The organism is Halobacillus litoralis (assembly GCF_020524085.2).
In the GTDB taxonomy this organism is placed as follows: domain Bacteria; phylum Bacillota; class Bacilli; order Bacillales; family Halobacillaceae; genus Halobacillus; species Halobacillus litoralis_E.
In genome coordinates this window covers 424,347-450,262 of the sequence record NZ_CP129016.1, presented here as the reverse complement: position 1 = coordinate 450,262, position 25,916 = coordinate 424,347, and the positions used below count along the sequence as shown (strand labels likewise).

The window sequence follows — 25,916 nt, the reverse complement described above, 5'->3', positions numbered from 1 at the left end:
TTTTCATGATGTCTATTTTTGGAATTCCAGCGGTCCAAGGGACAAGTCTGTCCTTTTTTAGCTGAATTCCATAGTGTGAACGTACGTATGATTTCCTTCAAATAGCGGAAGCTGCCACACGGGAAAGATCACGTGTGGATTTTTTTATGTATAAGAGAGGACGAATGACAATGTTTAAAACAAAACGCAATATCTATATGCTTTATTTCTATATCTTTTTTGCTCAGTTGTTTTTTGACCGGGCCTTGTGGGTCATCTACCTTGGTGACAGAGGAATGACGTTTGGTCAAATCGGTTTGCTGGAAGCTTTTCTTCACTTGGCGATTGTTCTTTTTGAGGTTCCTACAGGGATGATTGCGGATTTGTATGGCCGGAAAGTGAGTTTAGTTATCGGCAATGTGTTCAGCATTCTTTATGGTGTGTTTATGATGATCAGCGATACTTTTTCAATGTTCACGCTCGCCTTTTTATCGATGGGGATGATGGTGACTTTCCATTCCGGTGCTGAGCAGGCGTTTGCCTATGACACGTTAAAAAATGAAAAGCGGGAGAAAGATTATACGAAGGTGATCGGAAGCATGACGGCTCTTGCTCTATTGTCATTAAGCCTTGCCAAATTCCTCGGCGGTTTTATGGCGGATATCAGCTGGGGATGGGTGTATGGAACAACGATCTTCACCCATATTCTTGCTCTCATTCCATTGTTTTTATTGAAGGAGCCGGAACGTGAAAAAACGGAAGACATCGGCGGTCGCTGGTATAACCAGTGGGTCCATCAATTTAAATTAGGTTTGGTTGTATGGAGGGAGAATTCGGTCATCCACCGGCCTGTGGTGTTGTTTATTTTGGCGAGTGCAGTGATGGTGATCCTCGTGTTTTACGGTCAGGAGTACTTCATCCAGTTAGGCTACTCCTCTGCTGTGGTAGGTGCTGTATTTACAGTGGAGGGGCTCTTAGGAGTCCTCATGGCGAAAATCGCTTACAGGGTCGAAAAACGGTTTGAGTTTTTCAATATCTTATATTACGGCTTAGGGCTGTTCCTGTTATTTTTCATGCTATTTATCTTTGCCATGGACTGGGCCATTCTACTATCCTTCTTATTCCTTGCGCAGCTGTTGAGTCTCTTCGAACCCATCTTCAGCTCGTTTGTGCAAAACTTATTAAAAAGTAATGTCCGATCCACCTTCTTTTCATTAATCGGTTTAATGGAAAGTTTTATCATTATGATCAGCTTTCCGTTGTTCGGATTTGCGATCGAGCGTACGGGTTTTACCAACGGTTTTGCGGGCTTGCTGCTGATCTTTTTCGCGGTGGCTGCCGGATTCCTTCTCATTCAAAAACTTAGACAGAGTTGATACAAGGAGCTTCCCACTCAAAGGGAAGCTCTTTTTTCTTCCCTCTGTTTTACCGCCGGCTTCCGGTAGTTTATAATGAGGGGCAAATAAGCAAAGACAGGAAGTGCCTATGAGTAAACGAAAGAATCAAGGATATAAAAAGACGAATAAGAAACCGAACAGGTCTGGAAAGCCATATGGGAAACAGAAACCCTCTCCTCATACACCATCCAAAGGTAAAACTGTCCGTGGTCAGAAACCCGTAACGGCAGAGGTCACGTGCTCAGGTCTGACCGATGAAGGAAAGGGGATCGCCGAGTGGAAGGGCAATCGTCTGGAAGTCCCTTTGCTGCTGCCAGGGGAAAAGGCTGAGGTAAACATCATTCAAAAGGGTCGGTCTTTGGACGCAGAAGTAAAGCGTGTCATCACTTCAGCAGAAGAGCGCGTCGATCCGCCTTGTCCTTATTATTACGAGTGCGGGGGATGCCAACTTCAGCACATGAGTAACGATGCGCAAGCGCGTTTCAAGCAGGAAACGATCGATCACCTGATGAAGCCGTTCGGAAAGCCGGAGCCTATTTTCACGATGGATCATCCGTATGATTATCGGAATAAGAGTCATACGACATTCGGGCTGAATCACAAGCGTCAGGTCATTGGCGGGTTGTATGCGCAGCACACGCACGAAATCATCCCGATGGATCGTTGTCTCATACATGATCCAAAAGCGGACGAAATCATAGATACGATCAAGGACTACATGAGAAATTCAAAAATGCAGCCGTATAATGAGGATACCGGACGAGGCTTCTTGCGGCACGTGCTGATTAAAGTCGGCAAGGTCAGTGGAGAGATCATGGTTGTGCTCGTCGCAGCCTCCTCGGAGTTCAAAGGAAAAAACAATTTTGTGAAAGCTATGAGAAAAGCCCATCCAGAGATTACGACCATGCTATTGAATGTAAATAAGCGCGATACGAGTGTTGTTCTGGGAGAACAGGAAAAAGTGCTGTTCGGCAAGGGGACGATTACCGATACGTTGTGCGGACTGGAATTCGAAATTTCCGCAAAGTCCTTTTATCAAATCAATCCGGTTCAGACAGAGAAGCTTTATGGAAAAGCGATTGAAATGGCCGAGCTGACTGGAAACGAAACCGTGATCGATGCATACTGCGGGATCGGGACAATTGGTCTTGTAGCCAGTCGCAAAGCTGGTAAAGTCATCGGCGTAGAGGTGAATAAGGATGCCGTACGGGATGCCATCCGTAATTCGAAGCGCAACGGCGTGAATAATGCGCGTTTTTATCAAGGTGATGCCGGCGAATTCATGGTCGACATGGCCGCGCGCGGGCAGAAAGCGGATGTCGTCATTATGGACCCGCCGAGAAGCGGAAGCGACGAAGCGTTCTTATCAAGTGTTGTGAAGCTCAAGCCGCAAAAGGTTGTGTATGTGTCCTGTAATCCGGAGACACAGGCGCGGGATATGAAGTATTTAGTGAAGAACGGATATGAGGTGGAAGGAATCCAGCCGGTGGATATGTTTCCGCAGACATATCACGTGGAATCCGTGGCGAAGTTAGTGCTGAAAGGATAACCAATACCTGAAACCAAGGTACTGGCTGTTTTAACTAGAAAAAGGTTCATCCAGTGAAGTGGATGAACCTTTTTCTGTATTGTATGAACCTTGGACAGGGGGCCCAATCTTTCTTTTGTAAAATACATCTACTGATAATCCTTTGGGGTACCCCAATACTCATATCGATTGTAACGGGGATTTATAGAGTCAAAACGTATGAAAATTGGTGCAAGATCCAATTCGGGATAGGCTTTAAAGAGGGACTGGTCTCCATATCTGATCGCTTCAAGTGCTAATGGCAATTCGCGTCTGAAAATAGTATCGCGAATGGTTGATTGATTGGATCCATATTGTCCATCCACATAAACATAGACAAAGAGATAAGGAGAACCATGATCTATCCTCCATTCGGCAAGCACTTCATCTCTCATGGGGGTGATCTTGTCATAGGCATACGTCCATCCTATAGTGAGAAAAAGTTCGGCAGTCACGTCAGAATGGGTTAATGTGTACCTCCGACCTAACAGAGGTTCTGTTTTTGTAACACATGGTCTAAACTCAACGAAAAGTTTGTCTGGATCAAGCCTTTTCAAAGGGGGCCTCCTTTTCATGAAGGTATAAATTCATTACTGATGGAGTTGTCAGTTACTCGCAGATTCTCCTAAAAATCTTTCAACGATCTGATTGAACTTCTCACAATGCTCCCAAAACATAAGATGTCCTCCGAGAGTCTTCACTGAAGCGGAAGGGGTCAGCTTGTTAAGGTAAGCGGTCGCTGTCTCTCCCCAATGTTCGGCAACAACGAAAAGCGTTGGAACAGATCCACTGCTTTGCGCTGCCTCTTTTCGATAATCCGAAAAGAGACCGGAAGAGAATAAGTTGGACGCAATATAGTAAGGGGTTTTTAGGGATTGCTCTACCATCCAAGTCAATTCTTCTTTTTTCAGTTCCCGTTGTACCATGACCCCGGTGGCATAGGCCGAGATGAATTCTCTCTGTCCTTTTGGATGACGGAGGTAGTTCGTATACGCTGCAGCCAAGTCATCAAGTGGACCTTCCACCCAATCCTCGTCTTCTTTCAGTGATAAAGATTTTGGCGGCATATCAATCAGAATGAGGGACTTGATTTCATCGCTTCCGAACTGGCGGATGTACTCCCACACCGTTAGGCAACCAAAAGACCAGCCCACGAGCGTTGGATTCTCTACTTTTAATTCCTTTAACACTTTTTGTAAGTCCGTCCCATGGGTGACGTAATCATTTCCGTGGACGGTCATGGTTGAACGGCCATGGCTCCGGGGATCAATGACGATCGTGCGGTGTGTTTTTGAGAAGTGTTTCACCTGTTCGGAGAAGACTTCCGTTGTGAATGTAAAACCCGGAATGAATACAAGGGGGTCTCCAGTTCCGGTTTCTTGAATGAATAACTCAACCCCCGGGGCCACTTCAATATAACTTTCATTCGTGTTCATGGTGTCCCTCCTGTTTCTGCAGAATTCTAAGCACATTCTTTTAAATCTTATTCAAAAATGCTGATGGTCATTTCTCTTTCTGGGAAAAGACGGAACCGACCCTGTTTGGAGATGAAGGGGGAGGGGAGCGCTGTAGATTTTGAAAAAAGAAAAGGCGGACCTTGAACAGGCCCGCCGAAAGTTTTATTTTCTTATAAGAAAAACAGCACGAACAGCTGCAGGTAAATCTGCACCATGACATAAAAGGACAGGGCGTATTTATAATTGAACATCAGTCCGTTTTTAATGATGCTCAATTTGTTCACAGAACTCAAAATGATGGATGGCAGAATCAACGGAGATAACATAATCGAAATGACGCTCCCTGATGTAATCCCAAGAACCACGATTTCTGGTGGGTAAGGAAGGTCGACGCCCTGCAAAATTCCAGAGACGAGGACGATGACCGTTAACGGACCGAGTCCGATAAATCCAAGAATAATCACGACAAATGGAAGAACCCATAAGAAGTTCAAGAACGGTACGGCGTCCGTCACATAAAACAGGCCATCGATAATGTACTCGCCATATCCTGACTGATTCACCGCGTTAATTAAAAATCCAGCGGCCAGCAGGATGGAGAACTGCTGCGCTTTGTTTGGGATGCTTTTGGCTACATAGGTTTTTCCGTTCTCGGTAATCGCGCTGCTTCTCTTACGAATGATGAAGTAGAGGATGACCCAGGCCACAATTACGATAGGGATAATGAGCAGAAGCTGAACGTCCCAAAGGGCGTTAAGAAGAAAAATCGACCCGAATAACGTTACGAAAAGAAAGCCGAATTCCAGAGCATCACGGTTCCCTTTCGTATCCTGTTTCTTTTGTTCGGCAATCTTCTGAAGCTGCTCCTGGATGCCTGCCGTGAGATCCACGCCGTAATGACGTTCTTGATAATAAGAGAATAAGACAGATAATAAGATCCCGGCGAATGAGATGAAGAAACCTTGCAAGATTGATAAGCCTAAGGATGCGCCAAGGGCATCGACGGCAAAAATAAAGCTTGGAATACTGACGACCCACATCGTGGTTAAGGAGAAGGCACGTAAGAGGGCCGTTCCTTTATAATTCTCCCACGCCTCGCCCTTTTGATTGCTCAAAAAGTCGTTGATCATGCTGTAGACCATCGGAATCGATCCGAATAATAAAAAGTACGAAATGATCTGGGTGATGACCATCATCCCGAAATAGAACTTACGACTTGTATTCAGCAAGTTTTGAGCGAAGTTAATGACCGATTCGATGTAGGGCTTTTCCTCCAGTACCCAACTGATCGTAGGAACGATCAGTAAGAGAGCGATCAGTTCGCTCATCACCGTAAACCCGGATACGGTCCCTTCAATGAGGGAGGTCCCTGCAGAAATGTGAACAATCAATGCGATAATGAGCAGCAAAAGGGAGATCGCTGCCTGTTTCACCGGAAGGAAAAAGTAACCCAGTACAAAAGCCGCCAAACCGAATAAGGAAAGAGTGGTGGAAAGCGATTCTCCACCTATAAAATAAACGACAAAATGCATGAGGACATACAAGCTGATAAATAAGGTGTACCCTCGTTTTGCGATTTGTACCATGATGGATGCTCCATTCTTAGATCAAAGTGTTAACCTTACATATCTTATCATAAGCCATATTCATTAGCTTGAATCGTGCACGGGTGATCGACTGCAGGGATGTGGTATGAGAAAACAGCCGGATTTCTGGAGTACGAGAGGCTCACGTTGGTTTAGTGCTTTCTCACTAAATAAGGGTTACAAATGAACTGAATTTATGGATTATACCTACTGAATGGTTTGATGAAAAAGGAAAGCGGCAATATTCCCGAGTGTAACCAAAAAGTGGGAGGAGATATCATGAACCGTTTTACAATTCCGCGCGACATTTATTTTAGTGAGAACGCTCTTGATATATTGAAATCTGTAGAAGGAAAGAAAGCCTTACTTGTGATTGGTGGAGGTTCCGTTAAAGAAAACGGGAACCTCGAAACGATTGAAAACAATCTAGCAGAAGCGAATATAGAGACCAAGCTTATTGAAGGGATAAAAGAAGAACCTTCCACGAAGCTTGTACAAGAACATCTGGACACAGTGATGAGTTTTGAACCTGATTGGATCATAGGTATAGGCGGTGGCTCACCGATGGATGCGGCTAAAGCCTTTTGGTTGTTCTATGAACATCCGAATCTAAGTTTCGAAGACGCGACCAAACCGTTTGAGCTGCCCGAACTTCGTTCCAAAGCGAAATTCATCGGTATTCCAACGACAAGTGGAACAGCATCGGAGATCTCCAACCTTTCCGTCATTACCGATTCAGAAACAGGGGTGAAATATCCGTTAGCCAGCTTTGAACTGACGCCTGATTTAGCCATCATCGACCCTGTAATGGTTGAATCTATGCCCAAACGTGTAACGGCATACAGCGGTATGGATGCTGTCACCCACAGCATTGAAGCCTATGTAGCGAAACCAAGAACAACTTTTACAGATGCGCTTGCAAAAGAAGCGGCCGAAATTTTGAAAGAACATCTTCTTTCCTCCTATAAAGGAGATAAAGAAAGCCGTGAAAAAGTCCACTATGCCCAGGCAATGGCAGGTATGGCCTTCTCTAATGCGGTATTAGGCAACGTACACAGCTTAGCCCATAAGAGTGGACCAACGTTCGGAGTACCGCATGGCTGTGCCAATGCGATTTATCTTCCTTATGTTATCCAATTCAACAGAAGTGTTGTAGAAGATCGTTTTGCCGCTTTAGCGAAAAGAATCGGTTTGAAAGGGCAGAATGATCAGGAACTCGTCGATGCTCTTATTGAATGGGTCCGGGAGTTTGAATCGTGAAATGGACGTACCAAATACACTGCAGGAATTTGGTGTGTCCGAAGAGTTATTCAAAGAACATGTGGATACGATGGCTGAAAATGCGGTAGAAGATCCGTGTACAGGAACGAATCCGCGTGAAACATCCGTAGAAGAAATGAAAAAGCTTTTTGTCGCCGCTTATTATGGGCAGGATGTAGATTTTTAAAGAGAAGACTTATAGAGATCAGTCCACCACTGGACTGGTCTCTTTTTTCTGGACAAAAAAACGGCGATCGACTTTAATAGAGGGGAAAGGAGTTCACTTATGATCATAAAACCCCGTACCATCCCACCTGACATTGTCCATCTGGAAATATTAAAGCACCGCCTCAAGCCTCATCACCCCGCTGTCCCCCAAGGCGAGTCGCGCCAAAGGTGTAGCGAGTCGCGCCAAACGGAGAGTAGCTCGCCCCAAAGGTCCAGCGCACCTCGCCAAAGTAAAAAGAACGTCGTCAATCCCTTGCTTTACGCTTCATCCCATAGTACTCTTGGGGTTCAATGAAGGGAGTGGAGAGACCATGACACGAGTGGTCATCTTAGCGGAAAAACCCTCTCAGGCAAAAGCATATGCAGAGGCTTTTACAATACAGGAAAAAACGAAAACGTATATTGTACTTAAACCGGATGATACCTTCCCGAACGGGGCGACGATCACGTGGGGCGTCGGTCATCTAGTGGAATTGAAAGAACCGCATGACTATAAACCGGAATGGAAGCGCTGGAAGCTTGATCAGTTGCCGATTGTTCCGGATCGATTTCTTGAAAAAGTATCAAAAGGGAAGTGGGAGCAGTTTAAAGAGGTCAAGCGGCTGTTCCAACAAGCGGACGTGCTTGTGAATGCGGCCGATGTCGACCGGGAAGGGTCGAACATTTTTTACAGCATTCTCCGTTTAACAGGCGTGAAGGGGAAACCTGTTCGCCGGCTGTGGATCAATTCCCTTGAGAAGGACGAAGTGCGTAAGGGATTTAACAATCTACGAAACAATGAAAAAGACTTACGTATGTTTGATGAAGCGAAAGCCCGTCAAATCAGTGATTGGATGGTAGGGATCAACGCGAGTCGTCTGTTCACACTGCATTTGCAGAAGAAAGGCTTCGGAAGTTACTTAACGATCGGCCGTGTGCAATCGCCGACGGTGTACTTGATTTACCAGAGGCACAAGGAAATTGAGAACTTTGTGTCCGAGCCTTTTTACCAAATCGAGGGGCTTTTTCAATCAGAGGAAGGTTCCTACAAGGGACTGGCTGAAATTAAGGAAAAGGATAAAGCTAAGGTCCAGGAGCTTATGGACAAGCATGGGCTGAAGGAAAAGGTAGACCACCAGGGGATGGTCCAGCGTGTAGACAAAAAGACGAAGCATCAAAAATCCCCGAAGCTGCATTCGCTTTCCACGTTGCAAAGTGTTGCGAACAGACGTTGGAAGTACACACCGTCACAAGTGTTGAAGACGATGCAGAAGCTCTATGAGAAAAAACTAGTCTCCTATCCGCGAACCGACTGTAATTACATCACGGAAAGCGAGTTCTCTTATTTAGTGAACAACCTGAAGTCCTACCAAGATCCACTTAACGCTTCTTTCACCCCTATCTCTTTAAAACCAAGGAAGCGATATGTCGACAGCACGAAAGTTCAGGAGCACTATGCCATCATCCCGACGAAGTCCATTCCGACGGAAAAGAAACTGAATGGGCTGAGCCGCGAGGAACGCAACATATATACAGAAGTCTTAGCGACGACGCTCGCGATGTTCCATAGTGATTACGTCTATGAAGAGACAACGATCTTCACCCATGTCCATGACCTTCCTTTCAAATCGACAGGACGGAGAGAAGTCCACCAAGGTTGGAAAGAGCTTTTCCCTAAGCCGTCGAAAGCGAAACAGGAAAAAGATGCGCTGCTTCCGAATGTTCAAAAAGGGGAAGAGGTAGGCGCGCGCCTTCATATTAAAGAAAGTATGACGCAGCCGCCGAAGCCCTATACCGAAGGCCAGCTGATCAACATGATGAAAACGTGTGGAAAGCTCATGGATGACGAGGGAGACGTGGAGATCCTGAAAGAGGTGGAAGGCCTCGGGACTGAAGCGACCCGCTCAAGCATCATTGAAACGATCAAGGCGCAAAAATACATTGAAGTGAAAAAGAACAACGTCTACGTCACGGCTAAAGGCATCACACTTTGTGAAGCTATCGAAGGGACGCTGTTATCGAGCCCTTCCATGACCGCCAAGTGGGAGTCGTATTTGAAGAAAATCGGAAGTGGCGAAGGCTCGAAACAAATGTTCATCAAGCAGACGAGCCAGTTTATTGAAAAACTGATCCAGGAGACCCCTGATTCCATTCAACAGGTTCAAATCCGGAATACAGGTGAAAAGAAAAAGTGGAATACCCCCATTGCCAAATGCCCGGCCTGCCAGACGGGTTCCATTATGGACCGTTACAAGTTTTATGCGTGTTCCGAATACAAAAAAGGGTGTAAGGTAAGTTTTCCGAAAAGGTTGGCAGGGAAGTCGCTGAGTGCAAATATGATTAAAACGCTTTGCGAGAAAAAACGTACGAAGGTATTAAAAGGGTTTAAGGGAAAGAAGACGTTCAGTACGGCTCTAACACTGGATGAAGATTTCAAAATTAAATTCGATTTTAAAAAGAAAGCAGAAGAAAAAAGTTAAATATGTCATTCGGTGCCTGCCTCTCTATGTGTGAACCTATTCGCGCAAGGAGGCAGGCTTTTTCCGTTGAGAACACTTGGTTTGACCTCATCTCCCTACAAAACTATACATCAAGGACACTCTTCACTTTCCCTGCATAGGATAAATCAGCAAATGGGAAGGGATTTGAGAAAATGTATGTTGGACCCTATACGCATCCATATTATGTGAACCAGCCAGTGTATGGTTACAGAAATCCTGCAGGGTACTGGTCTGCACCTAACCAACAATATGGCTTCTATAACAGGGTGACGCTGAAAGATTATGGATCCAATCCATTCGTCATCAATATCAATGAAGCGACGACGCAAAATCAAAACTATCGTACGGCTTTATGGACGGGATCAAATTTACAAGTAACCTTAATGAGTATTCCTCCAGGCGGAGATATTGGGTTAGAAGTGCATCCAAGTGTCGATCAGTTCCTGCGTATTGAACAGGGGCAGGGGATTGCTCAAATGGGCGAGAGTCAAAACAATTTAAGTTTTGAAAGAAATGTCTATGATGATGACGCCATTTTCATTCCTGCTGGAACATGGCACAATGTAACCAATACAGGGAATACGCCACTTAAGCTCTATTCAATCTATGCTCCTCCCAATCATCCATTTGGTACGGTTCATGTGACCAAAGCAGATGCCATGGCTGCGGAAGAAGGAAACGGGCAGGAGAATGGAAATCCCGTTGTATATGGGAAGACTCCAGACGAATGGGTGAAGTACACGGAATACTTGGTGGATGAAGGGTTAGAAGATGTTAAAAGAGGGATCAATGCTACGCACATCCTTCAAGAATTCATCTTAATGGGATTGCTTGTAGGGAAGGGATATACTCCTGAAAAAGCATATGAAACAGTAGAAGAGTGGGAAAGGACAGGAAAGTCAAAACTTCTACAACAAAGTAAAAACATGTAGTAGCGGAAGGGAAACTTATCTTGGTTGTTCTTTCGCTATTCAGTGTACCAAGTTCGTGAATCCAGCCGGGGCCGTTCACTAGGTCATCCATCTTTCCTAGTTATCTTGGTTAGGTGAAAACACTATCTCCTTACAATGTGGTAAACGTGGGGAGATAGTGTTTTTTTAATAAGATCAACCATTCTTTGGGGGTCAGACGAATAAAAATAGTAATCTATTTACCATTTGTGAACAATTTTGTAATTTTTATAAAAACTCAGGAATAAATCATAAAAAGGTGGTAAGATATTTCTCATATCCGATCTTCCTCAAGGATATACGTTTTTGAAAGCGTTCTATTAAAACAAGAAGAGGTTGATGAAAAGTTGACATTAACAGTGAAAGAAGCTTCCATTTTTGACCACAAGGGCAACAGGATTATGACGGAAGACCGTGAGATTTCCATCATTGCAAAAATGGAAGATCCTAAGATTGCTATATTGGGAAATGTCGTCAGTGATGCAGAATGCAATGAGCTTATCCGTCTTTCTCAAAACCGGATGAACCGTTCAAAAATCGGGTCACGTCATGAAGTGAATGACATTCGGACAAGCAGCAGCACATTTTTACCTGAGGATGATATCACAACACGCATTGAAAGGCGGTTGGCGCATATCATGAATGTACCCGTTGAACATGGAGAAGGACTTCACATCTTGAATTATAAGCAAGGCCATGAATATAAAGCACATTATGATTACTTTAAATCGAAGGTCCATGCAAAGAACAATCCGAGAATCAGTACGCTTGTTCTTTATTTAAACGATGTTGAAGAGGGTGGAGAAACGTACTTTCCACAGATGAATTTATCTGTCTCCCCGCAAAAAGGCATGGGCGTCTATTTCGAATATTTTTATTCCGATCCTGTGATCAATGAACGAACCCTGCATGGAGGATCGCCGGTCACAATCGGGGAAAAATGGGCAGCTACGATGTGGGTGAGAAGAAAACAGTATAGATAAAGACAGCGCCGTAGAGAAATGGCGATTTATAACATAATGAAACACCCAGTAGTGCCCTCAGTGTGGCAATGCTGGGTGTTTTTTTATGACAGAAAGGATAAGTCGCTGTAAGCACCATTACTTCATTCTTGTGTTTTCTACGATTTTATTCGCTCTTTTAAATGCTTGCTGGAACTTTACTTCTTGTGCTTTCGTTAATGTACTTCTTTTTTCTTTGGAAATTTGGGCTTTCGATTTCATTCCTAATCCCTCCTTTGCCTGTCATTAGTTTCATTATGAACGGTTTGGGAAAAGGTTATTCTATAGCTGGGCGTGTTGGTCCTCTCCCAAAACTATTGCCATTGCTTTAGGAGTGACAGGGTCGACTTGTGGCAAGCACTGGAAGGGTATAGAATATATAGTGTTGATTCGTAGGAAAGTGAGTGATGACGATGGATAGAATCGGTGTGTTGACGAGTGGAGCAGATGCTCCCGGAATGAACGCAGCCATACGATCAGTCGTGAGATCAGGAATCTATTACGGCGTTGAAATGGTTGGAATCAAGTATGGTTTTCAAGGTCTGTTGAATGAAACGTTGGAGAAAATGGAGGCATCATCTGTAGGCTCTATTATTCAACGTGGAGGGACAATCCTGCAATCCTACACATGTGATGAGATTCACACGGATGCAGGTCAGGAGAAAGCCATTGAAAATCTGCACAAACAAGGAATCGATTCCTTAGTTGTGATTGGTGGAAGAGAAGACTTAGCAGTCGCTGCTTCGTTACAAAAAAAGAACTTTCCATGTGTCGGCATCCCGGCTACGATTGATAACGATATCCCGGGTGTAGCTGAGGCCATCGGCTTTGATACAGGGTTAAATACAATCATTGATTATATTGATCGCCTTCGTGATACGGCGTCTTCTCATGAAAAATCCTCAATTATTGAAGTGATGGGAAGAGATACAGGGAATCTGGCGTTATGGTCAGGGCTTGCTGGTGGAGCCGAGAATATTTTGATCCCTGAGAAAAAAGAGGACATGAACACCATTATAGATCAGATCAAAAGTGGACCTTCCAGGGACAAAAGATATAGTATCATCATAGTAGCTGAAGGTAGTGGTATGAATGGAATCGATCTCAATGCCAAGTTGAAAGAAGAAGCAGGGATTGAATCCCGTGTCACTGTTCTAGGCCACACACAGCGCGGGGGAGCTCCAACGGCGAGAGATCGAGTGCTGGCCAGTCGATTAGGGGCACACGCTATTGATCTGCTGCTCTCAAAGGAATCCGGCAAGGTCGTCGGTCTGAAAAACAATACCCTTGAGAGCTATGCATTCGACCATGTCTTTTCACAAACGTCTCAAATTGATGAAGGTATGTATGAGTTATTAGGGAGAATGTCTATATAGAAGGAGAAGGAAGGACAGCGTGAAAGACGTTGATCCTTCTTTTTTTGAAGAGGTTTATTCCAGAGATGAGGGGTCATGGATGGAAATGGTATAATATGTAAGACCTGGTCATCCAAATATTGGGTGGTTTTTTCATACTAAAGCAAAGGAGCATGGTCAATCCCAATCATGTTACGATATCCTTAGGAATTTAGAGGAGGAACGTACAATGACAAGAAAGCTGTACTATGAAGATGCTTACAAGATGGAATTTGATTCAAATGTAATTAAAATAGATGAAGATGAACATGGCTTGTTTGTTGTGCTTGAAGAAACGGCCTTTTACCCAACAGGGGGCGGACAGCCGCACGACGAAGGGACCTTGAATGGAATTGTGGTGTTCGATGTTGAAGAAGTCGCAGGAGAGGTGCGCCATTACATAGCAGACAGCCTTCCCACTGGTACAGAAATCGTACATGGTAGGGTCGACCATGATCGACGGATGGACCACATGCAGCAGCACTGTGGTCAGCATATCATTTCCGCTGTCTTCGACGATCAATTCGATATGCAGACCACGAGCTTTCATTTAGGAAAAGATACGGTGACCATTGATTTGGATACGGAAACCCTGTCCGGCGAAACGCTGGAGAAAGTAGAAGAGCAGGTGAATCGAATCATCCGTTCCAACTATCCGGTTGAAACGACGTGGATGTCGGTGGAGGACGCAGGAAAGTATCCGCTTCGCAAACCACTCGCTGTTCAAGGTGATGTGCGCCTTGTCGTCATACCAGAGGTTGATTACAACGGCTGCGGTGGCACGCATCCTCACTCAACTGGGGAAGTCATGGCTGCCAAGTTTTTAGGGTGGACCAAAAACAAGAAGCAGGTGCGCTTAGAGTTCGTTTGCGGTAATCGGGTCTTGCAAAAGCTCGGTCAGAAGCATCTGGTGCTGACCGAAATGAAGCGGATTGTTCCGAAGCCGGAACAACAGCTTGTCGGGGAAGTTGGAGAACTGATCAAGGCAAGTAAGGAGAAAGACAAGAAAATTGCTGAGCTGGAGGAACAGCTTCTTCACTATGAAGCGAAGGAGATCCTTTCAGCGTCCAAAGAACAGTCAGTGATTCAGCGCGTTTTCAACAATCGTCCAATCAAGACGCTTCAGTCTCTAGGGAAAGCCATCATCGAAGAAGCTCCTGAAGCGTATGTGATTCTCATCAGTGAACAGGAAGAACAACTGCAGTTCGTGCTTGCTCGCGGAGATCACATCGATCGTAATATGAACCACGTAGCCAAACAAGCGATGCCCCTTATCGAAGGAAAAGGCGGAGGTAAACCTAACTTTGTTCAAGGTGGAGGAAAGAGACTGATAGATGGAGTGGCTTTTGCTGGTCAAGTCCAAACCCTATTATGAAATTTCAATAGAGACTAAAGAAAGATCATCCGTTGTTGACCCCAATTGTTTTTGTTCAAGCCCCTATTCTAGAAAATAAAAGAGATTCCTCAAGTGTCTCTTTTGCTCTTCTATAATCCGCTTAGGAATAATTCCGTTCGGTTACACTAACTTGTAATGGAACATGTTATGATGTGAACTTGAACGTTTTTAAAATTACTGTAGTGAGAAAGCTATAGTTTGGAGGTTTATATATGGATAATAACGATATACTGATTCGACTACGATACGCCCTCGACATTAAAGATCAAGATATGATTGAAATATTCAAGCTTGGCGGAGTAGACCTTACGAAAGAAGAAGTTCAAAAGGTCCTCACAAAGTCAGAGGATAGTTATGATGCGGAAGATGATGAAGTTTATGAAGATGAAGATCACATCAAATGCACCAACAGCATGCTGGAGTCCTTTTTGAATGGATTCATCACATTCAAGCGGGGGCCACAACCGTCTAAGCCTGGTCAATCGAATAAACCCGATCGTTCGATTAAGAATTACTCCAGTGTGAATAATGTCATGCTGAAAAAAGTAAAAATTGCCCTGAAACTGACGAACGAGGATGTCATGGATATCATGGATGCAGCGGACGTGAAAATCACTAAAGGGGAACTAAGTGGTTTACTAAGGAAAGAAGGGCATAAGAATTATAGACAGTTCGGCGATCAGTATGCCAGGAACTTCTTAAAAGGATTAACGATCAAATATAGAGGTTAAAAAAAGAGGTCAAACCATTCATTGGTTAGACCTCTTTTTCAGTAAGAATAGAAGAATAGTTTAGAATTCACGGACATGAACGGGATCGATGGTACTTGAGAGAGGATATTTCACTCGGAATTTGCGGTTTATAGCATGGATCAACTCGTGCTTTGCTTCTTCAGAGGCAATTTCGCCTTCTTTTATGTCTTCATGGTTCATTCTGACTTCAAAATCAATCTGATGATGCTTATAATGGACTCTTCCAGATACGACCATGTGTACATCCTCCTTATGTATTTACCGTTTGAGTGGATTACTTTTACGTAGAAAGTGAACAAACAAAGGGTGTTTACCCCTCAGAATTTTCTATAAAACATTCTTATTAGGCTCAATGAAATGCCATTGGTTGAACAATGAACAGTATGTGGAGTAAGCTTGGAAGAAGAGAGAGCTTTTGTTGTCTGAAACTACTTAATGTACAAGGAAGAACAAAGGCGTAACGATGTGTTGAGGAGATCGCCTATGAAACAAATGGTTAGAGTGTTATTAATCGTGATCGGAAGTATATCCCTTGTCCTGGGTGTGTTGGGGATTGTGCTTCCCCTTGTTCCAACGACCCCTTTTTTACTGTTGACGGGAGCTTGTTATGTGCGGAGTTCAGATCGTCTGTATAACTGGCTAATTTCGAATAAATGGTTCGGGTCTTATATTAAAAATTATAAGGCTGGCCGTGGAATTCCTGTTCGTGCAAAGGTATCGCTGCTCATCATGATTTGGTTTTCCTTCTTATTTTCAGCTTTCTTTATCACATCTCATCCGTTGTTGAGAGCTGGTTTCATCTTTGGTGGAGTCTTCTTTACAGTCCTCATTCTTTGGACGAAAACATACCACCCTGAAAGGGAACAGTCCTAATTGTTAATGGATGAAATGATAAAAAGCGGATCCTCACCAAGATTGGAGAGGGTCCGCTTTCTTTATTTTTTATATTGATCAATTGTCTGCTTCAACTTACGAGCTACTGTCTCCAACGAACCGTTCAGCTCGTGGTCAGTGAACGTCACTTTCGCGCGGCTTTCATCCATTTCCAAAGCTTCGGCAAATAACCCTCCGAGTCCTCGCGCCCGGCGGTCGACTTCAAGCATGACATCGATACGGTCTTCATGTAGGAAGAAAATGGTTTCCAGTTCATCTAAATAGGAACGGTATTCTCCACCAGGGGCGAATTCGAATTCCTGTACATATCCGTAGCGCTTCGAGTATTCCATTTCGACTTTTCTTAAATGGAAACCTAAATGGCTTTCTAAAGCCTGCAATACCTGATCGATGTATGGATGTGGGGCGATTTTAATCGGATCGCGGTCCTCAGGGTCCAGAGCCATCGGAATGTCGAGGCCGGTTTCGAACCAGATCGGAAGTCTGCCGTGCGAAGCAGGGACATGATAAGGAAGCTGAATGGAGAATGGGACCTCTTTCGTTTCCCCTTCCTTGATCATCTCCTGACCGGCAATCGGGTACTTTTGCAAAGCCACTTTTTCTTTTACTTTCTTATCATCCACTTCACGGATGGCCTCGGTCATGAGGAAGATATGGATGGAGTCGATGGATTGTTCGACGTCTCCTCCCTGGATGACCACCTTACCGTGGACGGTTTCACCTGGGATGAATTGGTCTTTTTCTAGTTGTGTATCCACTTTGGCAGCGCCTATGCCAACACTTGCTAATAATTTTTTGAACATGCGGATCTCCTCCTTCACTTGATTATACGAACGATTAGAAGGAAAAGGTTCAAAAATTTTGATGAGAAACCTCTTTTGAATCAGTCGTGTTTGTTGGAGCGGTGTCTTTCGGCCGTTCGAGAACGTGTTTCATTTGAAGTATTTGAAGTAGGTGTTGAATCCTTAGATGAATGGCCGGCATACAATTTTTCCTTCACTACATCTGTTTTATTTTGATGATCATGCTCTCTTGAAACGGTATCATGCTGAGTAGTGTAATCATGGTCCTTTGAAACGGAATCATGATGTGTAGAATGATCAGGGTCTCTCATATCAGAATCATGACGAGTGGAGTGGTCATGGTTTTGGTAATGGTTCGGGTACATGGATGAGTTTTCCGTTTTATTCGAAAGGAACGTGCGGTAGACTTTGTCCTGTAATTTTTCCGTCGCTTCCACGATGACAATGATCTTTCCATCCTTCAAATGGTTCTCGTACTGATGGGCATCCTTCTCTGACATACCTGCTCCGACAAGAGCCCCGACAATTCCACCGCCACCAGCGCCTATGCCTGCTCCCGTAAGAGCGGCAGCAATGGGGCCTGCGGCAGCAATTTGTCCGATTCCAGGGATGGCAAGGAGACCTAACCCTGCAATGAGTCCACCAATACCACCTAAGGCCCCTCCAGACAGGGCCCCGAGCCCTGCACCTTTTCCTGCTTTCTTGCCTCGGCCGCTGTGATTAGATGTGACCGTGGTATCCATTTCTTCCTCCAGCACATTGATTTTGCTTTTGTCTCTTGCAAAAACAGAGATGTCGTTCGATCCATATCCGTGATGCTGTAAATCCGTAATCGCTTTTTCTGCATGGCCGACTTTTGAAAAAACACCGCCTATGATTCTTTTATCCATGATAAGTTTCCTCCTTTAAGATTCCGTTAGTAGGTTCATACCCTTTCTATCTACCTGTAACCTCTCATTGGATAAAATAGTCTCTTAGTTGTGCTTCTGAAAAAGGGGATTCCTTCTTGTAAGGTCCTTTTAAGCGTAAAGTCGGTTTTCTTTCTTTTGATTTGGGTAACATTTAATGTAGGAATAAAATTTAGTGAAGAGGCATAGAAAGGATGAAAAAATGAAGGTACTTGTTGTAGGTGCAAATGGTCAAGTAGGCAAACATCTCGTCAAGTTTATTCAAGAAACGGATGGAATGGAAGCAAAAGCAATGATCCGCAAAGAAGAACAAGCATCTTATTTCAAGGAACTCGGTGCAGAAACGGTCTTAGTCGACCTTGAAGATGATACAAACACGATTGCCGAAGCTTATAAGGGTGTGGATGCCGTCGTATTCACGGCTGGTTCGGGGCCGAACACGGGACCTGATAAGACGGTTATGATTGACCTTGATGGCGCAGTAAAAACGATAGAAGCAGCGAAACAAAAAGGCATAGACCGCTACGTTATGATCAGTTCGTTTGATACAACGCGTGAAGCGATTCAGGGCGCTCCTTCGTCATTCGCTCCTTATGTCGTAGCGAAACACTATGCAGATGATTGGCTGAGAAGAACGGATTTGGATTATACAATCATCCATCCTGGTATGCTTACCAATGATGAGGGAAGCGGGAATGTCAAGGCTTCTGAAACTGTCGAAAGAGGCGAAATCTCTCGCGAAGATGTGGCTCGGGTGATCTTGGCTACGTTGGAGGATGATTCAACGATTGGCAAAGAGTTTCAGGTCGTAGGTGGAGAACAATCGGTGAAAGATGCGATTGCTTCGCTGACATAAGGGTTTTGGATGAAAGACAATCGGCCGTTATGGCGGATTGTCTTTTTGTTTATGAGAAGGTGTTTGTTATGTAGAAAAAGCGACAGCCTCAAGGCTGCCGCTTTAACTTTCATTATGTCGTGCTCACAGGCTTGATGTTCATGTTTTTGCTGAAGAAGTTGCCAGGGTCGTACTTGCTCTTAATTTTCTGCAGACGATAAAAGTTTTCCCCGAAGGCTGCTTTGATGCGTTCTTCTTCTCCTTCGGAAAGGTAATTGGAGTAAACGCCGCCCGTAGAGTAAGTGGACATTTTATTATGGAATTCCCTTGTCCAGGAGATGCACGCGTCATCATCCTCTTCTTCCATCCATCCGGCACAAACCCCTAAATTATACATGGCATCACGGTGCGGGTAGGCGGTGTCTGATTTTCCTATACGGTTAATGGCGCCACCCATAGGCTCGAGGAAAGTGGCCGTAAATGCACCGGGAGCTTTGAAAGAGTAGTCTAAAATCGTATCAAGGGCATCATCAGGAATTGATTTTAAAAATTGAGATTTCCAGTAATAGCGGCCTCCATCCGGGTTAGCCGCATCGAAACTGGACTGTAAGTGTTTGTAAGGCATCGGTTGGACCATTTTCAGCATGGGTTGGCCAAAGTCTTCTAATGGCTCCATCAACCGTCTGCCCTTTTCAAGATCTCCAGCATAACAGCCTACGATCGCAAGCGCAGGTTTTCCATGGTACTGTTGTGGAAAGGGTTCTGCAGGAGGAGTTTTAATTACCATGGCGTTCAGCGTGAGTTGGTCTGGTGCTTCATCCATCACTTTGCGGTACATCTGGAGCACTTCTTTTCCTTGTTCGATCGGGAAAAATAATTGACCTGTCATCACTTCGGGACCGACTTCATACAGTTTGAATTCGAATGAGGTGACGATCCCGAAATTTCCGCCACCGCCGCGGAGAGCCCATAATAAGTCAGAGTTCTCTGTTTCGCTTGCGTGGATGACTTTTCCTTCAGCCGTAACGACATCCGCGCTCATTAAGTTATCCGCACTAAGTCCATAAGTTCGCCCTAAATAACCGATACCTCCACCTAGAGTCAATCCGCCAACACCAGTGACAGACACCATTCCTGCGGTGGTGGCTAGGCCGAATGCCTGGGTTTCATGGTCCATGTCGCCAAGCTTTGCTCCGCCTTCTACACGTACACGTTTGGCTTTTGAATCGACACGGACAGTGTTCATCAGGGAAAGGTCGATCATCAGTCCATTGTCACAGATGGCTTTTCCGGCAACCCCGTGGCCCCCACCTTTGACGGAAACTTCTAATCCTTCTTCACGTGCGAAATTCACCGCGCTGACTACATCGGCTGTTCCTACACATTGAGCAATCAAAGCTGGCTTGCGATCAATGATTCCATTCCAGATCGTCCGAACTTCATCATAATTTGAATCGTCTGGCATCACCAAATGACCTCGCATCTTTTCAGAGAAAGATTCCACTTTGGATTGTTCTAACATGTTTCTCCTCCTTAATATTTTTAGGCTTAAGGACTTCTGACACATCCAAGTATACCCACCACTCCATAAATTTTCAATTTATTCTTAAAAATTACAATATTTAGATAAAAACAGACAAATTCTACTTTGTTTTTAAGATTAAAAAAGTCTAGAAATTATGTACAAAGCTACTGAATTAGATATTTGGTTGAATTTTCAAAAAAAGAAATGCAGTGAACATGCTCATAGGTGCATCATAGGTCCAAATACGGGTATCGTATGATGATAGGCTTTCTATTTCATAGACGAACGAAAAAAGAATGATCCACGTTTCTTTATAAAATAGTGAATAAAAGACTGGGGAAAGGAGCACGAATGATGACTTCTGTAATTGAAACCGATGTGCTTATTATTGGAGCAGGGCCAGCCGGTCTTATGGCGGCTAATGAACTGCAAAAGCGGGACATGGATTTTATCTGTTTAGAGCAGAGATCTAGTCATTCAGAACTCTCCAAAGCTCTCGGCATTCAGGCGCGAACGCTTGAAATGTTTGAACTGTTAGGCGTTCATCAGGAATTCTTGAAGAAAGGATATCCAGGTCCAGCCAGGATCCAAGCTCCATCTCGGAGGGGAAAAACCTTCTGTGGTGGAACTCTATCATATCGAGAGTCAATATCCATATCTACTTATTATTCCTCAAAGTGAAACCGAGAATATATTAGAAGATCACCTTTCATCATTAGGGGGGAGGATCAACAGAGAACACGAAGTGGTGGAAGTGATGGAATCCGACGAGAGTGTGTATGTTACTGCGAAGCATAATGGAGAAATGAAGAGATATGTCGCTAAATACCTTCTCGCTTGTGATGGTGCTCATAGTAAAGTTCGCGAGGATTTGAATGTGCCTTTTGAAGGGGAGGATGAAGGGTACACGTTTTTCCTTGGGGACGTTGATGTTCCTACCCTGAATGAAATTTATATTAATATGCACTTGAATGATCGGGGGGCTGTCGCTTTCTTTCCATATAAGGACGGCAGTTACCGGGTGGTTGGAATGAATCGATCCAGACAAGGGCTTCCTCACCATGAAGAGTTGACTTTGGAAGATTTGCAGGAAAGTTTGAATACGGTATTGTCGGAGTCTTACCAAGTAGAGAACCCTAAATGGCTTTCTTACTTTGGGACCGCTCATCGGCAAGTGCCCAACTACAGGAAGGGGAAAGTGTTTTTCGTTGGGGATGCAGCACATATCCATAATCCGATTGGTGGTCAGGGGATGAACCTTGGTTTGCAGGATGCAGCGAACATCGTTTGGAAGCTGGATGTCGTGCTTAACGGCTACGCGGATGATTCTTTCCTCGACAGCTATCATCACGAACGGGCTCCGATTGGATTGGATGTATTGAAAGAAACGTCACGCATGCTTAAAATTATCGACCTTCAAGGCACGCAAGGGAAAATACGGAATTGGACGGGGAAAGCAGCTCTAACGCAGGACTGGGTTCAAAAAAAGATTGCTAACCACCTTTCCAATATATATAACGAATATGACGAGACCTCCAAAAACAAGGAGTTGCAAGACTCGTCTCTTTCTAAAGAAGCGATACGAGCAGGCGAACGGGTGCCTGATCACCTTTTATTCTTTGATGGTTCCAATGATAAAAGTGTGTACCCGTTGATACGGAGGTATGGATACGTCTGCTTTATCTATATAGACGCACAGGAACAGTCACTTATTGATGAAGCGCACATTTTTTCAAAAAAAGTCGACGGAACATATGGAGGACTCATCAAGGTTTTTCTCGTTGCTAAAGGTGGGACGGTAAGAACAAATGGTGGCGATCTTCCGATCATTTACGACGTGCATCGGCATTTGGGTAATAAGCTTGGTATAAAGAAGGGCCATACGCTACTTATACGACCTGATGGCCATGTGGCTTTTCACGAAACATCCTCAGACGTTGAACAGACACTAAAAAAAGTAAGCAGTTTCTTTAGTTAAGTGAAGAAAAAAACGTCTGAACAGGCGTTTTTTTCATTTATAGCTGTACTCCGCCACGATCATGACGAACATGCCGTGGCGGATGGGGGCCACTCCTTTTCCTCGTCGAGAGTAGGGAGTTTAAGCAAACAGATCCGAGTGACGAAAAGTGGTTGGAATGATTAAAGAGAAACGCGTAAAAGAATAGGTTTATAAGAACTTATTAGGAAATCCTATCAACCCTTATCATTGTTGGTGGGATTTTTTGTCTGTTTTTTATCTTCTATGTAACGGATATGTCATCTCTTTAAATGAGTTTAACAGTTTAATTATAATGGTATATTTCTATGGAACATGTGTTATGATAAGTTTCGTCTTCATTTACAACGTCATGAAAAAATGCTAGTATACGAGACTTAATGATGGAAAGACTGATGAAAATAGATAAAGGTTAAATCAACGGAGGTTTGATCATGTTTTCAAAATTAAAAACGAAAATGAAAGACCCCGCATTTAAGAAGAAAAGTATGATTTATGCTGCAGTGATGGCGATTTTCTGGGCGAAGATGTACTTCATACAAGGTGGTATTTTTACGCTTGATATTGAAAACGCCAATGAAGCGGCTATTTTAGCTTTTAACCCATTGAGTAGTATTTTCCTCTTATTTGGAGTGGGGATTATGTTGGCAGGCCGAAGAGGGATGCTGGCGACGTATATATTTGGTTCCCTCTTATTATATGTAAACGTCCTGTTCTACAGGGAATACAGTGACTTCCTCACGATTCCGATGTTAGGGCAAGCTGCGAACCTGGCTGGTATGGGGGGCAGTATCACTAAAATTCTATCTGTGACAGACATTTTCTTATTCGTCGATGTATTGGTTGCTGCGTTTCTACTATTCTATTTGAAACCGGAACGCTTCCAAAGTTTCATGCCGAAGCGAAGAGAAGGCTTGATCTTGGCTGTCATTGCGATTCCTCTGTTCCTGGTGAACTTAGGCTGGGCGACAACCGAACGTACACAACTACTGGAGCGAGCTTTTGATCGTAACATGCTCGTGAAGTATATCGGTGTCCTGAACTTCCACGCGTATGATATCGTCCTGCAAGGTCAGACAGAAGCGAAGAAGACATTTGCTGATAGTAACGAACTTTCACCTGTCTTGAACTATATCAATGAACAGAAAACAGAGCCGAACAGTAAGATGACAGGCGTAGCGGAAGGGGAAAAACGTCATTGCGTTGTCCCTTGAAAGTACGCAGACCTTTGTTGTGGATAATACGGTGAACGGGGAAGAATTGACTCCATATTTCAACGACCTGAAAGAGGAAGGGGCTTACTTCAGCAACTTCTATCACCAGGTCAAACAAGGACGTACCTCCGACTCTGAGTTCTTACTTGATAACTCATTGTATGGACTGAACCGTGGAGCAGCGTTCTTCACTCACTCAGGAAACGAATATCAAGCAACTCCTGAAGTACTGGGGGGAACAAGGATACTTCACTTCATCGATGCACGCCAATGATGAAACATTCTGGAACCGTAATGTCATGTACGATTCTCTTGGGTATGACGAGTACTTCTCTAAAAAGGATTTCAACGTGACCGAAGAGAAGTCCTACGGCTGGGGTTACCTGGACGAGTATTTCTTCAGTGACTCCTTAGATAAGATGGAACAGTTGGAGCAGCCGTTCTACAACAAAATGATCTCGCTGACAAACCACCATCCGTTCACATTGCCTGAAGATAAGAAATTCGTTGAAAAAGGAAATACGTCGAGTGAAACCTTGAACCGCTATTTCCAGACAATCCGCTATCAGGACGAAGCTTTGAAACAGTTCGTCGAGGAATTCAAGAAATCCGATCTTTATGATGATACGATCCTTGTGATCTATGGGGACCACTTCGGAATCTCCGAAAACCATAAGGAAGCGATGGGAGAGTATCTTGATAAAGACATCAATGATTACGAACAGTTCCAATTGCAGCGTGTGCCTCTGCTTATTTTAGGAGAAGGCATTGAACCGCAGGAAAACGACACCGTTGGAGGACAGATTGACTTACGTCCAACGCTTATGAATCTTTTAGGTGTCGAAGATGAGAACCCTGTTCAATTTGGACAGGACCTCTTCAGTGAAGATCGTCGCGAAATGATGGTCACACGAGATGGAAACTTCGCCAATGAAAAATATGTTGGTGTGAATGGAAACTGTTATGACAGAGAAACAGGTGAACCCGTCGAAGAAGGAGAGGCTTGCGCGCCTGGCTTCAAGCAGGCAGAAGAAGAACTAGCCTTATCTGATTCCGTCGTGTACGGAGACTTGCTACGTTACCTTGATGAAATTGAAATGATTGAACAAAAAGATTCTTCAAAGGATAAGAAATAGACCATGAGCTTGCAGGGAACCCTAGTTTCCCTGCAAGCTTTTTATTATAAATCACACTTTTTCATCTTACATATAAGCTCCCGTTTGTTGAAGACTCAGTTTCGAGACGTTTGTTGAGTGGATGGGGGCTGCGGGGAATGGCTCGCTTTCCGCGGGAGCGCGGTGAGCCTCCTCGGACTTCGTCCTGTGGGGTCTCACCCTGCACTTTTTTCCCGCAGGAGTCTCGCCATTCCCCTCCGCCCCTTTGCTATATCAGTGTCTCGAAACCACTTACTTAATAATCAGCTATTCAGTTTGATGGGAGTATAAGAATAATACTCCCACGCTGAGATACTTGAACTCTGAAAGCTTGATACAGAGCGTTTTATGCTTACAACAATCGGGATAGTGGGAAACCTCACAACTTGGTACAGGGGATCGTTATCCCCTTCATCGAATGGGGTGGATGGGAAGCTGCGAGACTCCCGTGGGAGGAAGGAGATAGGCGAGATCCCGCAGGGCGTTAGCCCGAGGAAGCTCGGCACTCCCCCCACAGGAAAGCGAGTAGCTTCCCAGCCACCCCTGACTCATACCAAGGCAAACGAACCCAGGAACATCTCGAAACTGAGTCTTCCACAATCCTGCCATATAGTTTAATCATATAAAGAAGCAGGAGTAGATGATTGTTAGGCGAATATGTAAGCGAGTAGCATTTTACGTTTGATCAAAATCTTTGAAAAAGTGGGTGGAGATGATGGGAAGAGTTGTGCATTTTGAAGTTCATGTCGATGACATGGAACGAGCGAAGAAATTTTATGGAGAGGTCTTTGATTGGAAATTCGAAGACTGGAGTGAATACGCAGGGATGCCTTATTTCGGAGTGGTAACAGGGGCAGAAGATCAGCTTGGGATCAATGGAGCTTTAATGCAGCGCAAAAGTGCACCGCCAGAATTGAACCAGGCGGTGAATGGTTTTGCCTGTACAATCGGAGTGGAAGACTACGATGCGAGTGAAGCTAAAATCATGGAACACGGAGGCAAGGTCGCTCTTCCTAAATACGCCCTTCCCGGAATGGCGTGGCAGGGATATTACTTGGATACGGAAGGAAATATCTTCGGTGTTCACCAACCTGATGAAAATGCAAAATAGACTTAAAAGAACCCTTTCATCAAGGGTTC

General features: G+C 44.3%; 26 protein-coding genes. 18 read left to right on the top strand and 8 right to left on the bottom strand.

The annotated features are described in order from the left end of the window. Positions 1-170: 170 nt before the first annotated feature. Both LC065_RS02325 and rlmD read left to right on the top strand, forming a co-directional pair. A complete protein-coding gene (locus LC065_RS02325; RefSeq protein WP_226593640.1) occupies positions 171-1,355 on the top strand; it encodes an MFS transporter in 1,185 nt (394 codons plus the stop codon). A gap of 109 nt (positions 1,356-1,464) precedes the next feature. Then, positions 1,465-2,925 (top strand): 23S rRNA (uracil(1939)-C(5))-methyltransferase RlmD, encoded by a 1,461-nt coding sequence (gene rlmD, locus LC065_RS02320; RefSeq protein ID WP_226593641.1) that lies wholly within the window; start codon positions 1,465-1,467, stop codon positions 2,923-2,925. A 128-nt stretch (positions 2,926-3,053) separates the two neighbouring features. On the opposite strand, the gene LC065_RS02315 is transcribed toward rlmD, so the two are convergent. From LC065_RS02315 to LC065_RS02305, 3 genes are all read right to left on the bottom strand, one after another. Then, positions 3,054-3,500: a staygreen family protein gene (locus tag LC065_RS02315; protein WP_226593644.1), complete on the bottom strand. Its 447-nt coding sequence runs from the start codon at positions 3,498-3,500 to the stop codon at positions 3,054-3,056. 48 nt (positions 3,501-3,548) lie between these two features. Further along, positions 3,549-4,379 carry an alpha/beta fold hydrolase gene (locus LC065_RS02310; RefSeq protein ID WP_226593646.1) on the bottom strand — a complete coding sequence of 277 codons (831 nt, stop codon included), beginning with the start codon at positions 4,377-4,379 and terminating at the stop codon, positions 3,549-3,551. A 191-nt stretch (positions 4,380-4,570) separates the two neighbouring features. Then, positions 4,571-5,986 carry a hypothetical protein gene (locus LC065_RS02305; protein ID WP_306163732.1) on the bottom strand — a complete coding sequence of 472 codons (1,416 nt, stop codon included), beginning with the start codon at positions 5,984-5,986 and terminating at the stop codon, positions 4,571-4,573. 279 nt (positions 5,987-6,265) lie between these two features. Here LC065_RS02305 and LC065_RS02300 point away from each other — a divergent pair, with 279 nt between their 5' ends. The 5 genes from LC065_RS02300 (at position 6,266) to LC065_RS02280 (ending at position 11,887) form a co-directional block, all read left to right on the top strand. Beyond that, a complete protein-coding gene (locus LC065_RS02300) occupies positions 6,266-7,246 on the top strand; it encodes an iron-containing alcohol dehydrogenase (protein ID WP_306163731.1) in 981 nt (326 codons plus the stop codon). A gap of 1 nt (position 7,247) precedes the next feature. After that, positions 7,248-7,433, top strand: a complete 186-nt coding sequence (locus LC065_RS20645; RefSeq protein ID WP_306163730.1) for an iron-containing alcohol dehydrogenase — start codon at positions 7,248-7,250, stop codon at positions 7,431-7,433. A 352-nt stretch (positions 7,434-7,785) separates the two neighbouring features. Then, positions 7,786-9,933: a type IA DNA topoisomerase gene (locus LC065_RS02290; protein ID WP_226593653.1), complete on the top strand. Its 2,148-nt coding sequence runs from the start codon at positions 7,786-7,788 to the stop codon at positions 9,931-9,933. 173 nt (positions 9,934-10,106) lie between these two features. Further along, positions 10,107-10,886: a cupin domain-containing protein gene (locus tag LC065_RS02285; RefSeq protein ID WP_226593655.1), complete on the top strand. Its 780-nt coding sequence runs from the start codon at positions 10,107-10,109 to the stop codon at positions 10,884-10,886. Between the two features lie 419 nt (positions 10,887-11,305). Further along, a complete protein-coding gene (locus LC065_RS02280) occupies positions 11,306-11,887 on the top strand; it encodes a 2OG-Fe(II) oxygenase (RefSeq protein ID WP_306163935.1) in 582 nt (193 codons plus the stop codon). 117 nt (positions 11,888-12,004) lie between these two features. On the opposite strand, the gene LC065_RS02275 is transcribed toward LC065_RS02280, so the two are convergent. Further along, positions 12,005-12,127, bottom strand: coding sequence for a YfhE family protein (locus LC065_RS02275; protein WP_146815834.1), 123 nt, complete (start codon positions 12,125-12,127; stop codon positions 12,005-12,007). Between the two features lie 191 nt (positions 12,128-12,318). Here LC065_RS02275 and LC065_RS02270 point away from each other — a divergent pair, with 191 nt between their 5' ends. The 3 genes from LC065_RS02270 to LC065_RS02260 all read left to right on the top strand — a co-directional run bounded on the left by LC065_RS02270 (position 12,319) and on the right by LC065_RS02260 (position 15,426). After that, entirely contained in the window at positions 12,319-13,281 is a 963-nt protein-coding gene (locus tag LC065_RS02270) for an ATP-dependent 6-phosphofructokinase (protein WP_226594102.1), read from the top strand. Between the two features lie 118 nt (positions 13,282-13,399). Continuing rightward, entirely contained in the window at positions 13,400-14,674 is a 1,275-nt protein-coding gene (locus LC065_RS02265) for an alanyl-tRNA editing protein (RefSeq protein ID WP_371933439.1), read from the top strand. A gap of 233 nt (positions 14,675-14,907) precedes the next feature. Beyond that, positions 14,908-15,426 (top strand): YehS family protein, encoded by a 519-nt coding sequence (locus tag LC065_RS02260; RefSeq protein WP_226593657.1) that lies wholly within the window; start codon positions 14,908-14,910, stop codon positions 15,424-15,426. Positions 15,427-15,486: 60 nt separating this feature from the next. On the opposite strand, the gene LC065_RS02255 is transcribed toward LC065_RS02260, so the two are convergent. Beyond that, the gene (locus LC065_RS02255) at positions 15,487-15,684 is read right to left on the bottom strand and encodes a hypothetical protein (protein WP_226593658.1); all 198 of its coding nucleotides are present in this window, start codon (positions 15,682-15,684) and stop codon (positions 15,487-15,489) included. A gap of 246 nt (positions 15,685-15,930) precedes the next feature. On the opposite strand from LC065_RS02255, the gene LC065_RS02250 reads away from it, so the two are divergent. Then, positions 15,931-16,320 (top strand): YbaN family protein, encoded by a 390-nt coding sequence (locus LC065_RS02250; RefSeq protein ID WP_226593660.1) that lies wholly within the window; start codon positions 15,931-15,933, stop codon positions 16,318-16,320. A 62-nt stretch (positions 16,321-16,382) separates the two neighbouring features. On the opposite strand, the gene LC065_RS02245 is transcribed toward LC065_RS02250, so the two are convergent. Further along, entirely contained in the window at positions 16,383-17,144 is a 762-nt protein-coding gene (locus LC065_RS02245) for a sporulation protein (protein ID WP_226593662.1), read from the bottom strand. A gap of 80 nt (positions 17,145-17,224) precedes the next feature. Continuing rightward, positions 17,225-18,034, bottom strand: a complete 810-nt coding sequence (locus LC065_RS02240; RefSeq protein ID WP_226593665.1) for a low temperature-induced protein — start codon at positions 18,032-18,034, stop codon at positions 17,225-17,227. A 220-nt stretch (positions 18,035-18,254) separates the two neighbouring features. Between LC065_RS02240 and LC065_RS02235 the strand changes: the two genes are divergently transcribed. After that, on the top strand, positions 18,255-18,908 hold the full coding sequence (locus LC065_RS02235; RefSeq protein WP_226593667.1) for an SDR family oxidoreductase: 654 nt from the start codon (positions 18,255-18,257) through the stop codon (positions 18,906-18,908). Between the two features lie 112 nt (positions 18,909-19,020). Here LC065_RS02235 and LC065_RS02230 read toward each other — a convergent pair whose 3' ends face one another. Continuing rightward, positions 19,021-20,409: an FAD-binding oxidoreductase gene (locus LC065_RS02230; RefSeq protein ID WP_226593669.1), complete on the bottom strand. Its 1,389-nt coding sequence runs from the start codon at positions 20,407-20,409 to the stop codon at positions 19,021-19,023. Positions 20,410-20,766: 357 nt separating this feature from the next. Between LC065_RS02230 and LC065_RS02225 the strand changes: the two genes are divergently transcribed. The 6 genes from LC065_RS02225 to LC065_RS02200 all read left to right on the top strand — a co-directional run bounded on the left by LC065_RS02225 (position 20,767) and on the right by LC065_RS02200 (position 25,887). Continuing rightward, positions 20,767-21,093, top strand: coding sequence for an FAD-dependent monooxygenase (locus tag LC065_RS02225; protein WP_306163729.1), 327 nt, complete (start codon positions 20,767-20,769; stop codon positions 21,091-21,093). Beyond that, complete coding sequence (locus LC065_RS02220) at positions 21,032-22,390, top strand: FAD-dependent monooxygenase (protein ID WP_306163728.1); 1,359 nt, start codon at positions 21,032-21,034, stop codon at positions 22,388-22,390. The genes LC065_RS02225 and LC065_RS02220 overlap by 62 nt, the downstream gene beginning before the upstream one ends. A 452-nt stretch (positions 22,391-22,842) precedes the next feature. Further along, positions 22,843-23,622, top strand: coding sequence for an LTA synthase family protein (locus LC065_RS02215; protein ID WP_306163727.1), 780 nt, complete (start codon positions 22,843-22,845; stop codon positions 23,620-23,622). After that, complete coding sequence (locus tag LC065_RS02210; protein ID WP_306163726.1) at positions 23,612-23,896, top strand: hypothetical protein; 285 nt, start codon at positions 23,612-23,614, stop codon at positions 23,894-23,896. The genes LC065_RS02215 and LC065_RS02210 overlap by 11 nt, the downstream gene beginning before the upstream one ends. Further along, positions 23,883-24,758, top strand: coding sequence for an LTA synthase family protein (locus LC065_RS02205; protein WP_306163725.1), 876 nt, complete (start codon positions 23,883-23,885; stop codon positions 24,756-24,758). Before LC065_RS02210 ends, LC065_RS02205 begins: the two co-directional genes overlap by 14 nt. Before the next feature lie 733 nt (positions 24,759-25,491). Then, positions 25,492-25,887: a VOC family protein gene (locus LC065_RS02200; RefSeq protein ID WP_226593675.1), complete on the top strand. Its 396-nt coding sequence runs from the start codon at positions 25,492-25,494 to the stop codon at positions 25,885-25,887. The last annotated feature ends 29 nt before the right edge of the window (positions 25,888-25,916 follow it).

What these genes read in the sequence shown, in the direction of transcription:
- LC065_RS02325 (WP_226593640.1), top strand. Translation starts at nt 171, where the DNA reads ATGTTTAAAACAAAACGCAATATCTATATGCTTTATTTCTATATCTTT.
- rlmD (WP_226593641.1), top strand. Translation starts at nt 1,465, where the DNA reads ATGAGTAAACGAAAGAATCAAGGATATAAAAAGACGAATAAGAAACCG.
- LC065_RS02310 (WP_226593646.1), bottom strand. Translation starts at nt 4,379, where the DNA reads ATGAACACGAATGAAAGTTATATTGAAGTGGCCCCGGGGGTTGAGTTA.
- LC065_RS02305 (WP_306163732.1), bottom strand. Translation starts at nt 5,986, where the DNA reads ATGGTACAAATCGCAAAACGAGGGTACACCTTATTTATCAGCTTGTAT.
- LC065_RS02300 (WP_306163731.1), top strand. Translation starts at nt 6,266, where the DNA reads ATGAACCGTTTTACAATTCCGCGCGACATTTATTTTAGTGAGAACGCT.
- LC065_RS20645 (WP_306163730.1), top strand. Translation starts at nt 7,248, where the DNA reads ATGGACGTACCAAATACACTGCAGGAATTTGGTGTGTCCGAAGAGTTA.
- LC065_RS02290 (WP_226593653.1), top strand. Translation starts at nt 7,786, where the DNA reads ATGACACGAGTGGTCATCTTAGCGGAAAAACCCTCTCAGGCAAAAGCA.
- LC065_RS02285 (WP_226593655.1), top strand. Translation starts at nt 10,107, where the DNA reads ATGTATGTTGGACCCTATACGCATCCATATTATGTGAACCAGCCAGTG.
- LC065_RS02280 (WP_306163935.1), top strand. Translation starts at nt 11,306, where the DNA reads ATGACGGAAGACCGTGAGATTTCCATCATTGCAAAAATGGAAGATCCT.
- LC065_RS02275 (WP_146815834.1), bottom strand. Translation starts at nt 12,127, where the DNA reads ATGAAATCGAAAGCCCAAATTTCCAAAGAAAAAAGAAGTACATTAACG.
- LC065_RS02270 (WP_226594102.1), top strand. Translation starts at nt 12,319, where the DNA reads ATGGATAGAATCGGTGTGTTGACGAGTGGAGCAGATGCTCCCGGAATG.
- LC065_RS02260 (WP_226593657.1), top strand. Translation starts at nt 14,908, where the DNA reads ATGGATAATAACGATATACTGATTCGACTACGATACGCCCTCGACATT.
- LC065_RS02255 (WP_226593658.1), bottom strand. Translation starts at nt 15,684, where the DNA reads ATGGTCGTATCTGGAAGAGTCCATTATAAGCATCATCAGATTGATTTT.
- LC065_RS02250 (WP_226593660.1), top strand. Translation starts at nt 15,931, where the DNA reads ATGAAACAAATGGTTAGAGTGTTATTAATCGTGATCGGAAGTATATCC.
- LC065_RS02245 (WP_226593662.1), bottom strand. Translation starts at nt 17,144, where the DNA reads ATGTTCAAAAAATTATTAGCAAGTGTTGGCATAGGCGCTGCCAAAGTG.
- LC065_RS02240 (WP_226593665.1), bottom strand. Translation starts at nt 18,034, where the DNA reads ATGGATAAAAGAATCATAGGCGGTGTTTTTTCAAAAGTCGGCCATGCA.
- LC065_RS02235 (WP_226593667.1), top strand. Translation starts at nt 18,255, where the DNA reads ATGAAGGTACTTGTTGTAGGTGCAAATGGTCAAGTAGGCAAACATCTC.
- LC065_RS02230 (WP_226593669.1), bottom strand. Translation starts at nt 20,409, where the DNA reads ATGTTAGAACAATCCAAAGTGGAATCTTTCTCTGAAAAGATGCGAGGT.
- LC065_RS02225 (WP_306163729.1), top strand. Translation starts at nt 20,767, where the DNA reads ATGACTTCTGTAATTGAAACCGATGTGCTTATTATTGGAGCAGGGCCA.
- LC065_RS02215 (WP_306163727.1), top strand. Translation starts at nt 22,843, where the DNA reads ATGTTTTCAAAATTAAAAACGAAAATGAAAGACCCCGCATTTAAGAAG.
- LC065_RS02205 (WP_306163725.1), top strand. Translation starts at nt 23,883, where the DNA reads ATGCACGCCAATGATGAAACATTCTGGAACCGTAATGTCATGTACGAT.
- LC065_RS02200 (WP_226593675.1), top strand. Translation starts at nt 25,492, where the DNA reads ATGGGAAGAGTTGTGCATTTTGAAGTTCATGTCGATGACATGGAACGA.